This window comes from Acidobacteriota bacterium, assembly GCA_033549365.1.
Taxonomy (GTDB): Bacteria; Acidobacteriota; Aminicenantia; order Aminicenantales; family Saccharicenantaceae; genus JAWSUF01.
The window spans coordinates 23655-37761 of record JAWSUF010000006.1; the positions used below are offsets into that span (position 1 = coordinate 23655).

Here is a 14107-nt window from a genome sequence, read left to right on the forward strand (position 1 = left end):
TCGTCAAGGGGACGGCGCGGCGGCCGGCGGGACGGATGTTTCGTCCGGTTCCGCCGCGACCGGACCGACGACGATCCGCAGTTCTCTTTCGGGATCGAGAACGTCCCGGAGAAAATCGACCATATCTTCGAGGGCGGCGGCCTCCAGCTCCTCGGGAAGCGAATGGAAGAATCCGGCTTTGAGTCCCAGGATTTCCAGGATGGCCATGGTCATGGCCCGGGATTCCTTGCTCTCGTTGCCTCTCAGAAAATGGGAACGGGCCGTCATCCGAGCCGCCTCGAACTCGTCCCGGGTCAGGCCGTGTTCCCGGAGCCGCCTGAGCTCGCCATCCAATGCCGCCGCCGCTACACCGGATTTGGCGTTTTGCGTTTCGATATAGGCAATCAGGACGCCTCCGCCTCGGTTCGGCGTATAGACGGCGTCCACGCTGTAAGCCAGCCTGTCCCGGACGCGAAGCGGCCACAACCGGGAACCGGGGCCTTTTCCAAGGAGGGCTTCCCCAATCAGCGCCAGAACATGGGACCGGAGCGAAAACTCCGGAATCGGATAGGCCCGGCCGACATAAGTCTGTTGTGTTTCCCGAACCATTTCGAGATTCGGGTTTTCCGGGCCATGCGCCCGATCCTGAAAGCCGTCGGCGGATTCGCGGGTTCCTAAAGCCACTCGAGTGAAACTCTTTTCCAGAAGGTCGGACACTCTCTCAAACGGAAGGTCGGAGACGGCGGAAAAAAAGATTCGGTTCGAGACAAAATGTTCTTCGTAGAAACCGACAACGGTCTTCCTGTCCAGCGATTTGAGGGAAGGGGCATTTCCGTACAGCGCGCCGCCGTAGCCGCGACCCCCGTAAAAAGCCTCCAAAACCGCCTGATGGGCCAGGACCGCGGAATTGTCTTCCTGTCGTCCGGCCTGGGGAGTCATCATGGTTTTGATGCGGTCGATGCGGATCGATGAAAAGATCGGGTCCTGAATGATGGCTGCGGCCGTTTTCAAAGTCGGTTCCAGATACTCTGAAAGACAGTCGATCTTGATCAAGGCCCCGTCCTCCAGAATACTGACCGAAAAGCGGCCGGCCTGGGACAGCATGTCTCTCGCCTTGCGTTCGTCCGGAATATCCACGGCCAGCCGGGTGACCAGATAAGCCAATCCGTCCCGGCCGTCCGGAACAGCCCCTTTTCCTCCACGGGTCGTCAACACCACCGATGTCGATGACGAGGAAAGATCCTGCTGGAAGTGAAGCGGGATTCCCGAAGCGAGAATGGTTGTCGTCACTTCGGGCGTTTCGGCAAACAGGGCGGGCGGGAAGGCCGGAACGAGGGCCGCAAGCAGAGCAACGACGGCCGCCGGAATCGGCCTCACCGCGTCTTCTCCATGGGAACGATCGTCACCATCACGGGCCGCCCCCGGCTGATGTGTTCGGCGGCGATCCGCCGGAGATCCATCGATCGGACGGAATCGATCATTTTCAGATGGTCGACCGCGGGCCGGTCCTCCATCGTCAGGAGATGCCCGGCCAGCGCCGTGGCCAGATTCAAACCGTTTTCCCGGCCCTGTTCGTTCGCCAGGCGGATCCGGTTTTTTGCGCTTCCGAGAAAATCGAAGGCTTCGAACCGGGCCTCGCCCAAGACGTCGTCGGGCGAAAAGTTTTCGTTCCGCAGGCGCCGGAGAGCGTTCAAGGCCTCTCTCCGTGCGGACTTGAGATTCTTGGGATCAAGAGTCAGGGACGCGATCAGAGCACCTCCATGGGCCAGGCCCAAATAGTTCACGCCGGCGCCGTGGACGAGATTGCGCGGTCCGCGCAGGGCGAGGAACAGAAGAGGGTAGACGCCGCGGCCCAGGACTTCGGCCATAACCTGGAAAGCGAAACGGTCGGGGTGGCGGGAGCCGGGAACGGAAAACCCGATGAACACATAAACCTGGCTCACGTCCATGGCCTGTTCGATCTCGATATTCCGCGGCGGCGGAGCGGCCTGGGGGAATGGCGTTTCCTGAATCGGACGGTCCGGAACGCCGCCGAAAATGCGCCGGACGTGGGGCTCGATTTCGTCGATTGAGAAATCGCCGACAACGGCCAGGGCGGCATTTCCGGGCGTGAAAAAACGCCGGTAAAACTCAAGCATCCGCTGAGTCGTCAGTCCGCTGAGGGATTCCGGCCGGCCTTGAACGGGAAGAGCGTAGGGGTGCCCGGAAAACAGATTTTCGAGGACAAGAGCCGTTCCGAAACGCACGGGGTCGTCTTCGAGGAGGCGCATTTCTTCAAGGAGAATCGACTTTTCCTCCTCAAGGCGGCCGGCGTCGAGGGCGAGATCGAAGAGAATGTCTTTCTGATTCTCCAGACCGAAGACGGCATGCTCCGAGGGCAGTGTCATAACGAAGAGAGTCATGTCGTGTCCGGTATGGGCGTTGATGGCGGCGCCGTGCCGGCGGATGTCCCGGGCGACCTCATCGCCCGAGCGGCTGCCCGTGCCCCCAAAGAGAATCGCGTGCTCCAGAAGATGGGAAATTCCCGAGATTTCGGGAGCTTCATCCTTTGAGCCGGCATTGACGGCGGCCGCAAGGTGAACAAGCGGAAGGCCGGGACGTTCGAGAAGAAAAACCTTGAATCCGTTGTCGAGGACGAAGTATTGAGAGGCCGGAGCGGTCTCCGCTCCCGCCATGGCCGTGCAGAGAACCAGCGGAAGAAGCAGGAGAAACCTTATGACCATCATGTCCGTCGAAGACGATATCATTTTAGCATAAATGTGTTACAATTCCAGAGAGGACGAAATTCATGACTCCGGACCGTAAAGCCCGAATTCTTGTGACGGACGATGAAGCCAACATCCGCAATTCCCTGAGGATGATCCTGGAATATGAAGGCTATGCGTTCCTGGAAGCTTCGGACGGCGATGCGGCCCTGGACATTCTGGCCGAAAACCCGTCGATCGACCTCGTGCTTCTCGATATCCGCATGCCGGGACGAGGCGGGCTGGAGATTCTTGAGGAAATCCGAAAAAAACCTTTTGCACCCGAAGTCATCATGATCTCGGGCCAGGGGACGATTCAGGCGGCCGTCGAATCCACAAAACTCGGCGCCTTCGATTTTCTGGAAAAGCCCCTTCACAGGGAGCGCGTCCTCCTCAGCATCCGCAACGCCCTTCAAAAGTCCAGGCTGAGCCGGGAATGCCTGGATCTTCGCAAAAAAGCCGAGAAGCGATATGAACTCGTCGGCGAGCACCCCTTGATGAAGAGTTTGTGGGCGGAGATCCTCAAGGCGGCGCCGACTCATGCCACCGTCCTCATCCACGGCGAGAGCGGCACGGGAAAGGAACTCATCGCCCGGGCCGTCCACGCCCGAAGCCTCAGGGCGGGCGAGAAGTTCATCCAGGTGAACTGCGCCGCCATTCCCGAGGAACTCATCGAAAGCGAGCTTTTCGGACATGAAAAAGGAGCGTTCACAGGCGCGACGGAAAAGAAGCCCGGGAAATTCCAACTGGCCGACGGGGGCACGCTGTTTCTCGACGAGATCGGTGACATGAGCCTGAAAACCCAATCCAAGGTCCTGCGGGTCCTCGAGGAAGGGGAGGTTCAAAAAGTGGGCTCCAACAAGGTCGGCAAGGTCGATGTGCGGGTGATCGCGGCCACGAACAAGGACCTCAAAAAAGAGATGCATGAGCAGAGATTCCGCGAGGACCTCTTTTTCCGTCTGAACGTCGTGCCGTTGTTTTCTCCGCCTCTTCGTGACCGAAAGGAAGACATCCCGCTTTTGATCGAGTACTTTTCCCGTTCGTTTTCCGAGGAAAACAATTTCCGACCCAAGCGTTTTTCCCGGGACGCCGTCGAGGCCATGGTTCAGCATCCCTGGAAAGGCAATGTCCGGGAGTTGAAAAATACCGTGGAACGCTTGCTCATCATGACGGATAACGATAAAATAGAAAAGGACGATCTTCCGGAAACGTTCCGGGAGGCGAAGAGCGTGGGAATTCCCGAGGCCGGCCGGGCCGACACCCTGCGCGATTTCAGGGAACTGGCGGAAAAGGAGTTTATCCTGGCCCGCCTCGAGGCCAACGGCTGGAACATCTCCCAGACGGCCAGGGAAATCAACACGCCCCGAAGCAATCTCTATAAGAAACTGGAACAGTATGGAATAAAAATAACGGCCGGAGTGGGCGAGGCGGTTGCCGCTCCGTCCCGAAAGGGACATGGAGAGGAGGAAAGTCCGGACTCCGCAGGGCAGGATGGTCGCTAACGGCGACACCGGGCGACCGGGGGAAAGTGCCACAGAAAACAAACCGCCCTCCGGGATCGGCGCAGCCGTTCCGGGGAGCAAGGGTGAAACGGCGAGGTAAGAGCTCACCGCCCCGATGGCGACATCGGGGGCACGGCAAACCCCATCCGGAGCAAGGCCAAGCGCACCCCATTTTGGGACGGCCCGTCCCAGGGGGGAGGTCGGCCGCTCGAACTTCCGGGCAACCGGGAGGCTAGTCAAATAACCGCCCCCGCCCGAAAGGCGGGAACAGAATCCGGCTTATGCCCCGCTCCGGCCGTTAATATCATTCTGTGAGGGTCCCATCGTCCAAACCCGCCGATTGACACCGGATATCATCTTGACCTATGCTTCATGCAAAGGAGGCAACCGAGATGAAAAAACTTAAATTGACGAAGAGCCTGGGCATGATCTTGCTGGGCATCTGGCTCATCCTGACCGGTCTGATCCCATTGATCAATTTTAATTTTGAGGGATTGTCCTTGATCATGGGAGTTTTAGCCATTGTCTCCGGTGTTTTGATCCTGCTCGGCCGGTAATTCGGAACAAGGACGTTCGGTGAAATTTCCTTTGACAGGATGGTGTTTTTTATCTATAATCATTCACGGTAACGCGGGGTAGAGCAGTCTGGTAGCTCGTCGGGCTCATAACCCGGAGGTCGCTGGTTCAAATCCAGCCCCCGCTACCACCCCCATATTTTCCTTCCTCCTTCATATCCTTTGCGCGGCATTTTTGTAACCGGATAATTTCAGCGGGACGGGTTCAATCTTTTTACGGCAACTTCGACTAATACATTGAGAGCAACAGATATGTTCACAAAAACGGCAGGGAGCAACGGCCGCTATCGGGTTCTTGTCGTCGAGGACGAAGCCCTCGTGGCGACGGATATTCAGAACACTCTTGAAAACATGGGACACATCGTGCTGGGCAGAGCCGCGACAGGCGAGGAAGCCGTCCGGAAAACCTCGTCTCTCAGGCCCGACCTCGTTCTCATGGACGTCAAACTCAAAGGCGACATGGACGGCATCCGGGCCGGGATTGAGATCCGGGCTCTCTATCAAACGCCGATCATCTATCTGACGGCCTACAGCGATCCGTTTCTCCAGGGAAAATCCACGGGGTTTCTGATGCCTAAAAATCCCGTTCTTTCCAAACCCTTCGACGTTGCCGAGCTCCGGTGGGCCATCGACACATGCCTGAACAGCCGATCCTCGACCGACCGCAAAACCTGCCACGCCTGATTCCTCCATCCATCGTGATTCCCGGAAATCCCGTTTCCGGCGAAGTCCCTCCCAAACCTTGAAGACGGACGTTCGATCTGGTATACATGAACAGGTAACAACATTCCGCCGGAGAGGAGACGATCGACATGTTTGAAGCCAAAGTTTACCAGGAACGCCGCAAACTTCTGAAAAAGCAGTTGAAGTCGGGGATTGTTCTTCTGCCCGCCAACGACGAATGCCCGATGAACTACGCGGCGAACACGTACAGATACCGCCAGGACAGTACGTTTCTTTATTTCTTCGGACTGAATATTCCCGGCCTGGCCGGAATCGTGGATATCGACGCCGGCAAGGACATCCTTTTCGGCGACGACATCGGAATCGACGACATCATCTGGATGGGCCATCTGCCGAAGATGAAGGACCGGGCCCGTTCGGTGGGCGTCGCCCGGATTGCACCGCTGAAGGACCTCGAAGTTTATCTGAAAAAAGCCCTTTCCGGGAAGCGGACGATTCATTTTCTCCCTCCCTACAGGCCCGGAATCGCAGCCAGGATCGAGAGTCTTTTGGGGTTGAAACCCGGGCAATCCCGGGAACGTGCGTCCGTCGACCTCATCCGGGCCGTCGTCGAACAGAGATCGGTCAAATCTCCGGCCGAGGTGGCCGAGATCGAAAAAGCCCTGGCGGTTACGGCCCGGATGTACGACGCCGCGTTTAGGATGACCAAACCCGGCCGCATGGAAAGCGAGATCGCCGGGACCATGGAGGGCATCGCCCTTGCCGCAGACTGCGCTCCCGCCTTTCCCCTGATCGTCACGATCAACGGCCATATCCTTCACAATCATTATCACGGCAACAAACTCAAAACCGGCCGGCTTCTGGTGGCCGATTCCGGCGCCGAGACGGCCGGCGGCTACAGCTCCGACATCACCCGGTCCATTCCTGTCGGAGGCCGGTTCAATCCGCGACAAAAGGACGTTTATTCCATCGTCCTGGCCGGCCAACTGGCCGCAATCAAGGCCATGAAACCGGGCGTCTCCTTCAAGGATGTTCATCTCCTGGCCGCCCGGACGATCGCCTCGGGACTCAAGGATCTCGGCCTGATGAAGGGCGATATCGACGAGGCCGTGGCCCAGGGCGCCCATGCCCTGTTCTTCCCCCACGGCCTGGGTCACATGCTCGGCCTGGATGTTCATGACATGGAAAACCTGGGAGAAAATCATGTCGGATATAATGGGACCGTCGAGCGCAGCCGCCAGTTCGGACTCGCTTATCTCCGCCTGGCCCGCGAGCTCCGCCCCGGTCATGTCGTGACCGTCGAACCCGGCATCTATTTCATCCCGGATCTCGTCGCCCTGTGGAAAAAAGGCAAAAAAGCGGCGGCGTTCATCGATTATGCCCGGGTTGAAAAATTCCTCGACTTCGGCGGGACGCGCGTCGAGGACGATGTCCTGGTGACGGAAACCGGACGCCGTGTTCTCGGGAAACCCATCCCCAAGACCATCAAGGATATCGAAAAAGCTTCGGCATAGAACGGATTTCAGGACTCGACCCATGACAACCCGGGTGGCGCTGGTGCAGCAATCCGCCTCGATCGACGAGCGGGCCAACCTCGAAAGGGGAATTTACGCCGTCAAGGAGGCGGCCGGTGCAGGCGCCCGGATTGTCGCGTTTGCCGAGTTGGCTTTTCAGCGATTCCATCCTCAGGTTCCGGCCGGACCCGACATTCTCTCGAAAGCCGAAACCATCCCCGGACCGACGACGGAGATTTTCCAGCGGCTGGCCGGGGATCTCGGCGTTGTCATCGTGCTCAATATCTTTGAAAGACAGGGGACGGACACGTACGATGCCTCTCCGGTCATCGACGCCGACGGACGGCTTCTCGGAACAACCCGCATGGTCCACATCATGGAAGGGCCGTGTTTTCATGAACGCGGCTATTACCGTCCCGGCGACGGGCGTGACATTGTCTTCGAAACCCGGGCCGGGAAAATCGGCGTGGCCATCTGCTATGACCGGCATTTCCCCGAATACATGCGGGCTCTCCGCATCCGCGGGGCCGAACTCGTCCTCATTCCCCAGGCCGGGGCGGTGGGGGAGTGGCCTGAAGGTCTGTTCGAGGCCGAGGTCCGTGTCGCGGCTTTTCAGAACGGATACTTCTGCGGCCTCGTCAACCGCGTCGGTCCCGAGGAGAAACTGACGTTCGCCGGCGAATCCTTTATGGCCGATCCCGACGGACGCATCCTGGCCCGGGCGGCGGCGGGCCGGGACGAGATTCTCTATGCCGACTGCGATCTGGAGGAGACGCACCGTTGCCACGCCGCCCGCCATTTCTGGCCCGACCGGCGGCCAGACCTTTACCGCACATTCAACAGGGGAGAGTGACCGGTCGTGAAACGCTGGTATGTCGTCAACACCAAACCCAAGAAAGAATCTCACGTCGAAAAGATTTTCCGTGAGGCCTCCTTTGACGTCTACAACCCCCAATACAAGTTTGAAAAACGCATCCGGCCCTTTTTTCCGGGATATGTCTTCCTCAAGTACGACGACGATCAGCCGTTCCGGCTCGTCGGCTACACACGGGGCGTCAAGAAAGTCGTGGGCAACCGCAACGGTCCGATTGCCCTTCCCGATGAGATCATCGACGGCATCCGATCCAGGGAAAAGAACGGGTTGATCGAGCTCGAAAAATTCGGTGAAACTCCCGCCGAGGGCGACGAGATCGAAGTCGTCGAAGGACCGCTCAAGGGTTTGAGGGGAATCTTTCTGAAAACCGTTTCCGACCGGGAACGCGTCATGATTTTAATGAACTACGTGTCCTACCAGGGCACCCTGCTCATCGAGCTCGGCAAGCTCAAGAAAACCCTGCCGCATTAACGGCCGAAACCGCCTCCACCCGGAGTTTCCATTCTGAAGACGTCGCCCGGATTGAGCAGGACATGAAATTTCGAACCGAGATTGCGGCGCCTTCCTCCGGAGATCAGAATGTTTTTTCCGGCCCGGCCCGGTTGCCCTCCGGATAAACCGTAGGGTTCAAACCGGCGCCGTTCGGAGATGACGGTCAATGTCACGGGAACGAAAAATTCGTATTCCCGGACGAGGCCGTTGCCTCCGGAGTTTCGGCCCGCACCGCCCGATCCCCGGCGAAGGCCGTATTTTCGGATTTTGACCGGGAGATTGTTTTCCAGGGCCTCGATGGGGGTATTGAGAGAATTCGTCATGTGGGAGTGGGTTCCGTCCACGCCGGGACGGGAGGGACCGCCGCCCGTTCCTCCTCCGATTGTTTCGTAATAAGCGAAGGACCCGCCCCGGGACGGATCGCAGCCCCCGAAAGCGATGTTATTCATGGTCCCCTGACCGGCCGCGGGAATCCGATCGGGAACGGCCTTGGCCAGGGCGCCAAGAAGAACATCCACGATCCTCTGGGACGTTTCGACATTACCGCCGGCACAGGCGGCCGGAAAATCGGCATTGACGACGAGCCCGCGGGGCGCCCGAATGGAGAGCGGCCGCATCAGGCCCGTATTGAAGGGGATTTCGTCGTCCAAGAGACATCGGAAAACATAGAGAACGGCCGAAGTGGTGACGGCCAGGTTGGCATTCACTCCGCCACGCACCTGAGGGGCCGAGCGGCTGAAATCCACGACGGCCCGGTCTCCGCGGACGCTGATTCGGACGTGGATGCGGATACCGGTTTCGCCGAATCCGTCGTCATCGAGGCGGTCTTCGAATTCGTAGGCACCGTCGGGAAGGGCGCGGATGGCCGCCCGAAGGAACGATTCCGAATAATCCTGGATCCGGCCGGCGTACCATTGAGTCTTCTCCAGGCCCTCCCTGTCAAGGACTTCCTTGATGCGGGCACAGCCCGTGCTGTTGGCCGCGACTTGAGCCAGGAGATCGCCTCTGCGTTCATCCGGCGTCCGTACATTGGCCAGGATGAGGTCCATAATCCCGTGATTCAGGCGGCCACGGGACACCAGTTTCAGCGGAGGAATGATCAGACCTTCCTGAAAAATCTCCTCGGCCAAAGGCATGGAACCCGGCGTCATGCCCCCGACATCGGCGTGGTGGGCTCTGTTGGCCACAAGGAAACACAGCGTTCCGGAATGAAAAACCGGCGAGATGCAGGTGATGTCCGGTAGGTGCGTTCCGCCGCTGTAGGGATCGTTGAGAACAACGAGATCGCCCTCCTCGAAGGACTGCGCTTTCAAAGCCGCCCGCACCGATAGCGGCATGGCTCCCAGATGCACCGGGATGTGCGACCCCTGGGCCAAAGTTTCGCCCGCGGGCGTAAACAGGGCGCAGGAAAAATCCCGGCGTTCCTTGATGTTGGGCGACAGCGCCGTCCGGCCCAGAACCGCGGCCATTTCTTCCGAAATGGAAATGAACATGTTCTTGAAAAGTTCGAGTTCAATGGGATCGAAGGAGATCAAGGCGCCGGTGTCCTCTCGATGAGCAGATTGAGAAAGCCGTCGATCCGGCCCGCATATCCCGGAGGAACGAAAGCCGTCGATTCGGCGTCCACGACAAGACAGGGTCCGGGAAGACAATCCCCCGCCTGGAGAAGCGAACGGTCGTAGACACAGGCGGAAAACGTCTTGTTATCGAAGTGTAAAGACGTCTTTCGAACGGCGGCGCTCCCGGGGATTCCACGATTTCTCATGCGTCTTCGGATCAGACGCGGCTTGGGCGAGGAGGCCACGGCCTTAATGCGGATGTTGACGATCTCCACCAGGCGGTCCGGATGATGGTAGGCGTAGTGTTGCTGATGCAGGCGATGAAAGGCCTCGGACAGTCCGCAGCCGGGCTTTGAGACCGGATCCGGCACAAGATGGATTTCGTAGGATTGGCCGACATACCGGAGGTCGAAAGACCTCTTCATCGTCACATCCCCGGACGAAAAGCCGTCGGCCGCCATGTCCGCCGCGGCTCTTCGCTCCAGTTTGTTAAAAAGGCGTTCCAACTCGACCGCCGTCACCCGGCTTTCCGGCTTGAGCAGCGAGGCGGAATAGTCCTTGATGGCGTCGGCCATGATCAGGCCGAAGGCGGACAGAACCCCGGCGAAGGGGGGAATGACGACCCGGGGCATGCGAAGACGCTCCGCGATCTCGACGGCATGCATGCCTCCTGCGCCGCCGAATGAGAACAGGGAAAAATTTCTGGGATCGGTCCCGCGTTCGATCGAAATCACTCGGATGGCCTTTTCCATGTTGGCGTTGGCGACGGCCACAATCCCCGAGGCGGTCTCCTTGACGTTTTTTCCGATTTTTCGGGCCAGGCGTTCGATCGCCATCCGGCTCCGGTCCGGATGAAGGGCCATGCGACCGCCCAGAAAAAAATCGGGGTCGAGACGGCCGAGGACAAGGTCGGCATCCGTTACGGTGGGCTCTTCGCCCCGGCCGTAACAGGCGGGCCCAGGATCGGCTCCGGCGCTCTGAGGACCCACGCGGAGCGACCCGCCGCGGTCCCGATAGGCCAGAGAACCGCCCCCGGCCCCGACAGTGTGGATATCGATAACGGGCGTGCGCACGGCAAAGTCGCCGACACGGCATTCCTGAGCTCTTCGGATTCCACCCGCAATCAGGGACACATCGGTTGATGTGCCGCCCATGTCGAAGCTGACGATATTCCGCCAACCGGCGGCGCGGGCGAGGTGATGGGCGCCCACGACGCCTCCGGCCGGTCCGGACAAAGCCGTGCGGATGGGCTCACGTCTCGCCCCGCTTACGGAGATGTACCCCTCATTGGACTGCATGATGCGCAAGGCGACGCCCCGGAGTTGTTTTTCGAGATCGGCCAGATAACGTTCCATGACGGGCATCAACCAGGCGTTGACCGCCGTGGCCAGCGTCCGTTCGTATTCCCGGTGTTCGGGAAGAAGCCGGCTGGAGATCGAGGCCGGAATTCCGGCCCGGCGCAGTTCCCGGGCCACGATGTTTTCGTGGGAGGCATTGGCATAGGCATGCAAGAGGGAAACGGCGGCGGCGTCGACCCGGAACTTCCGGATCCGCGCAACCAGTCGCTTCGCGTCCTTCGGATCGACGGCGGTTTCCACTTTTCCTCCCGCCAGGATCCGCTCCCGGAGACCGAAGCACAAACACGGTGCAACGGGAGAAAACCGCGGTTCGGGCTGGAGATCGTAAAGATTCCCGCGCGTCTGGCGGCCGACGGCCAGAAGATCCTCGAAACCGGCCGTAACGATTAGAGCGATTCGGCCGCCCTTTTTTTCCAGGAGGGCGTTCGTGGCCACGGTCGTTCCGTGAACGACGAACAGGGATTCATTGAGAATATCGCGAAGGCCTTCGACAACGGCCCGGGACGGGTTGCCGGGTGTGGAGAGGACCTTGCGGACGGAGAGAGTGCCGTTTTTCCAGATGACAAAATCTGTGAACGTGCCTCCCGTATCGATCCCGACACGCAGAGACGGGGCGGGAACCGGACGGGCGCCGCGTTTATTCATGGGAATCGAGCGTTCAGCGGCAGGTCGAGCAGGAATGGGATGAGCAGGACGAACAGCTGCTTGAGGCGGCCTTGATGCGGCCGCCTCCGCCCCCGATGCCGAACGTCGAGGGCTTTTTTTCGACGTCCGCCGAGCCGCATTCCGAGCACGATACCCCGTGAACTCCGTTCAGGGAGACAATGCGTTCAAAAAGCGTCCCGCAGCTTCGGCAGAGAAACTCATAAATCGGCATCAGCGTCAGGACTTGAGAACCGCAATCGCCTCGATTTCAACTTTGACGTCGCGCGGCAGGCGTGCGACCTGGACGGCGGCCCGGGCGGGGTAGGGCGGCTTGAAGAATTCGCCGTAAACGGCGTTCATGCGGGTGAAATCATTCATGTCTTCGAGAAAAACCGTCGCCTTCACGACCTCGGAGAAAGACACGCCCGAAGCCTGGAGAACGGCGCCCAGATTTTGAAGAACAAGACGCGTCTGGTCCTCGATGCTCCCGGTGTTGAGGTCTCCCGTGGCCGGATCGATGGGGATTTGTCCCGAACAAAAGAGAAATCCGCCGGCCGCGACGCCTTGAGAATAGGGTCCGATGGCTTTCGGCGCCTTGTCCGTTTGGATGGCCTGTTTCATATCTTGGCTCCTTGTCGTCTTGGGAAAAATTCCGGCGGCCAGAACCCCCAGAAATCCCAGGGCGAAAAAAACTTTTCGTCTTTCCATGCCTATTTCAGCGCCGCCAACGCTTCAACGATGAACTTCCAGAATTTTTCCACCGACCGGATGTGGACCTTTTCGTCCGGGGAGTGCGGATTGCGCATGGTGGGGCCGAAGGAAATCATGTCCATGCCGGGATGCTTTTCGCCGATGATCCCGCACTCCAGACCGGCATGCACGGCGGCGACGCCGGCTTGCTTTCCGAAAGTCTTGGCATAAACCTCACGAAGAGTCTTCAACAGGGGAGAGTCGAGTTTGGGCATCCAGCCGGGGTAGCCGTCAGGCTGATGGGTCTTGGCGCCGGCCAGCTCACAGGCCGCCCGTATGGTCAAACGGGCGGCGGCCAGAGCGGATGCGATGGAGCTTCTCGAGCTGCAGACAATCTGGATGCGCGACTTCGTTGTCCTGACGATGGCCAGGTTCGTCGATGTCTCGACGAGATCCTTCATTTCGGGATGCATGGCCAGAACCCCGTGGGGAAGAGCCAGCAGAAGGTGCACCAGGGCCGACTGGGATTCCGAGGTCAGGGGAGCCTCCCGGATATCCGGATTCTTCTTCAAAGACCAGGCGGCTTCGGTTTCCACGGCCTTGTATTCCGTTTGAATATCGGCAAACGTCTTCTTGAAAAATGCCGTCAGCTTTTTGAGCTGGGCGGGAGGGATCTTCAAATCAGCCCAGGCTTCGCGGGCGATGGCGTTGCGCTTGCTTCCGGCTTCGAAAGATACGATTTCGAAACGGAACTCCAGAAGGGCCAAACCCAGCATCCGGGCCAGAAGCTTGATGGCGTTCCCGCGGCCCTGATTGATGTCGAGCCCGGAGTGCCCGCCCCGGAACCCCGTCAGCTTGAGCCGGTGAACATCCCGGGACGCCGCACTTTTTCTTTTGATCGGCAGGAAAATCTCGGTGTCCGCTCCGCCGGCGCAGCCGATGGTGAAAACGCCTTCGTCTTCACTGTCCAGATTGAACAGCTTCTTGCCCTTCAACCATCCTTTTTTGATACGGGTCGCCCCGGTCAATCCGGTCTCTTCATCCACCGTAAAGAGGAACTCGAGCGGAGGGTGCTTCAGGTCGTCGGATTCCATGACGGCCAGGGCGGCGGCCAGTCCGATGCCGTTGTCGGCGCCTAGCGTTGTGCCTTCGGCCTTGACCCATTCGCCCTCGACATAAGCCCGGATCGGGTCTTTGGCGAAGTCGTGAACCGTGTCCGAATTTTTCTCACCCACCATATCCAGGTGGCCCTGGAGAATCACGCCCTCGGCATTTTCGTAACCGGGCGACGCTTTTTTCTCGACGACGATGTTGCCCACCTTGTCCCGGCGGGCGGATAAATTGTGGGCGGCCGCAACGGAGAGGACGTAATCTCCAAGTTTTTTTTCGTTACCGGAGCAGTGAGGAATCTCCAGAATCTTTTCGAAATGTTTCCATAAATGGGAGGGTTTCAGATCGTTCAGACGCGTCGTCATGAACAACTCCTTTCGC

The 14107-nt window shown here is 59.2% G+C and carries 12 protein-coding genes, 1 tRNA gene, 1 other RNA gene and 1 pseudogene; 8 read left to right on the forward strand and 7 right to left on the reverse strand.

The window, feature by feature from the left end; genetic code table 11:
• Positions 1-3: 3 nt before the first annotated feature.
• Both SCM96_09790 and SCM96_09795 read right to left on the reverse strand, forming a co-directional pair.
• Entirely contained in the window at positions 4-1356 is a 1353-nt protein-coding gene (locus SCM96_09790) for an insulinase family protein (protein MDW7760915.1), read from the reverse strand.
• Complete coding sequence (locus SCM96_09795) at positions 1353-2705, reverse strand: pitrilysin family protein (GenBank protein ID MDW7760916.1); 1353 nt, start codon at positions 2703-2705, stop codon at positions 1353-1355. Before SCM96_09795 ends, SCM96_09790 begins: the two co-directional genes overlap by 4 nt.
• A 131-nt stretch (positions 2706-2836) precedes the next feature.
• On the opposite strand from SCM96_09795, the pseudogene SCM96_09800 reads away from it, so the two are divergent.
• The 8 genes and pseudogenes from SCM96_09800 (at position 2837) to SCM96_09835 (ending at position 8343) form a co-directional block, all read left to right on the forward strand.
• Positions 2837-4108 (forward strand): annotated as a pseudogene (locus SCM96_09800) (sigma-54 dependent transcriptional regulator).
• Between the two features lie 29 nt (positions 4109-4137).
• An RNA gene (gene rnpB, locus SCM96_09805) (RNase P RNA component class A) lies at positions 4138-4523 on the forward strand.
• A 94-nt stretch (positions 4524-4617) separates the two neighbouring features.
• The gene (locus SCM96_09810) at positions 4618-4782 is read left to right on the forward strand and encodes a hypothetical protein (GenBank protein MDW7760917.1); all 165 of its coding nucleotides are present in this window, start codon (positions 4618-4620) and stop codon (positions 4780-4782) included.
• 72 nt (positions 4783-4854) lie between these two features.
• Positions 4855-4931 (forward strand) — tRNA-Met (locus tag SCM96_09815).
• A 121-nt stretch (positions 4932-5052) separates the two neighbouring features.
• On the forward strand, positions 5053-5484 hold the full coding sequence (locus SCM96_09820; protein ID MDW7760918.1) for a response regulator: 432 nt from the start codon (positions 5053-5055) through the stop codon (positions 5482-5484).
• 128 nt (positions 5485-5612) lie between these two features.
• A complete protein-coding gene (locus SCM96_09825) occupies positions 5613-6998 on the forward strand; it encodes an aminopeptidase P family protein (protein MDW7760919.1) in 1386 nt (461 codons plus the stop codon).
• Between the two features lie 22 nt (positions 6999-7020).
• Positions 7021-7851: a nitrilase-related carbon-nitrogen hydrolase gene (locus SCM96_09830; GenBank protein MDW7760920.1), complete on the forward strand. Its 831-nt coding sequence runs from the start codon at positions 7021-7023 to the stop codon at positions 7849-7851.
• A gap of 6 nt (positions 7852-7857) precedes the next feature.
• Positions 7858-8343 (forward strand): transcription termination/antitermination NusG family protein, encoded by a 486-nt coding sequence (locus SCM96_09835; GenBank protein ID MDW7760921.1) that lies wholly within the window; start codon positions 7858-7860, stop codon positions 8341-8343.
• Here SCM96_09835 and SCM96_09840 read toward each other — a convergent pair.
• From SCM96_09840 to SCM96_09860, 5 genes are all read right to left on the reverse strand, one after another.
• Complete coding sequence (locus SCM96_09840; GenBank protein ID MDW7760922.1) at positions 8340-9899, reverse strand: hydantoinase B/oxoprolinase family protein; 1560 nt, start codon at positions 9897-9899, stop codon at positions 8340-8342. The genes SCM96_09835 and SCM96_09840 overlap by 4 nt on opposite strands.
• Positions 9896-11926, reverse strand: coding sequence for a hydantoinase/oxoprolinase family protein (locus tag SCM96_09845; GenBank protein MDW7760923.1), 2031 nt, complete (start codon positions 11924-11926; stop codon positions 9896-9898). The genes SCM96_09840 and SCM96_09845 overlap by 4 nt, the downstream gene beginning before the upstream one ends.
• A 13-nt stretch (positions 11927-11939) precedes the next feature.
• The gene (locus SCM96_09850) at positions 11940-12158 is read right to left on the reverse strand and encodes a zinc ribbon domain-containing protein (protein ID MDW7760924.1); all 219 of its coding nucleotides are present in this window, start codon (positions 12156-12158) and stop codon (positions 11940-11942) included.
• A 5-nt stretch (positions 12159-12163) separates the two neighbouring features.
• Entirely contained in the window at positions 12164-12547 is a 384-nt protein-coding gene (locus SCM96_09855; protein MDW7760925.1) for a RidA family protein, read from the reverse strand.
• 89 nt (positions 12548-12636) lie between these two features.
• On the reverse strand, positions 12637-14091 hold the full coding sequence (locus tag SCM96_09860) for an aminoacyl-histidine dipeptidase (GenBank protein ID MDW7760926.1): 1455 nt from the start codon (positions 14089-14091) through the stop codon (positions 12637-12639).
• Between the last annotated feature and the right edge of the window lie 16 nt (positions 14092-14107).

Coding starts and splice junctions, on each gene's coding strand:
- SCM96_09855 (MDW7760925.1), bottom strand. CDS start 12,547: ATGAAACAGGCCATCCAAACGGACAAGGCGCCGAAAGCCATCGGACCC.
- SCM96_09850 (MDW7760924.1), bottom strand. CDS start 12,158: ATGCCGATTTATGAGTTTCTCTGCCGAAGCTGCGGGACGCTTTTTGAA.
- SCM96_09825 (MDW7760919.1), top strand. CDS start 5,613: ATGTTTGAAGCCAAAGTTTACCAGGAACGCCGCAAACTTCTGAAAAAG.
- SCM96_09830 (MDW7760920.1), top strand. CDS start 7,021: ATGACAACCCGGGTGGCGCTGGTGCAGCAATCCGCCTCGATCGACGAG.
- SCM96_09795 (MDW7760916.1), bottom strand. CDS start 2,705: ATGATGGTCATAAGGTTTCTCCTGCTTCTTCCGCTGGTTCTCTGCACG.
- SCM96_09810 (MDW7760917.1), top strand. CDS start 4,618: ATGAAAAAACTTAAATTGACGAAGAGCCTGGGCATGATCTTGCTGGGC.
- SCM96_09860 (MDW7760926.1), bottom strand. CDS start 14,091: ATGACGACGCGTCTGAACGATCTGAAACCCTCCCATTTATGGAAACAT.
- SCM96_09845 (MDW7760923.1), bottom strand. CDS start 11,926: ATGAATAAACGCGGCGCCCGTCCGGTTCCCGCCCCGTCTCTGCGTGTC.
- SCM96_09820 (MDW7760918.1), top strand. CDS start 5,053: ATGTTCACAAAAACGGCAGGGAGCAACGGCCGCTATCGGGTTCTTGTC.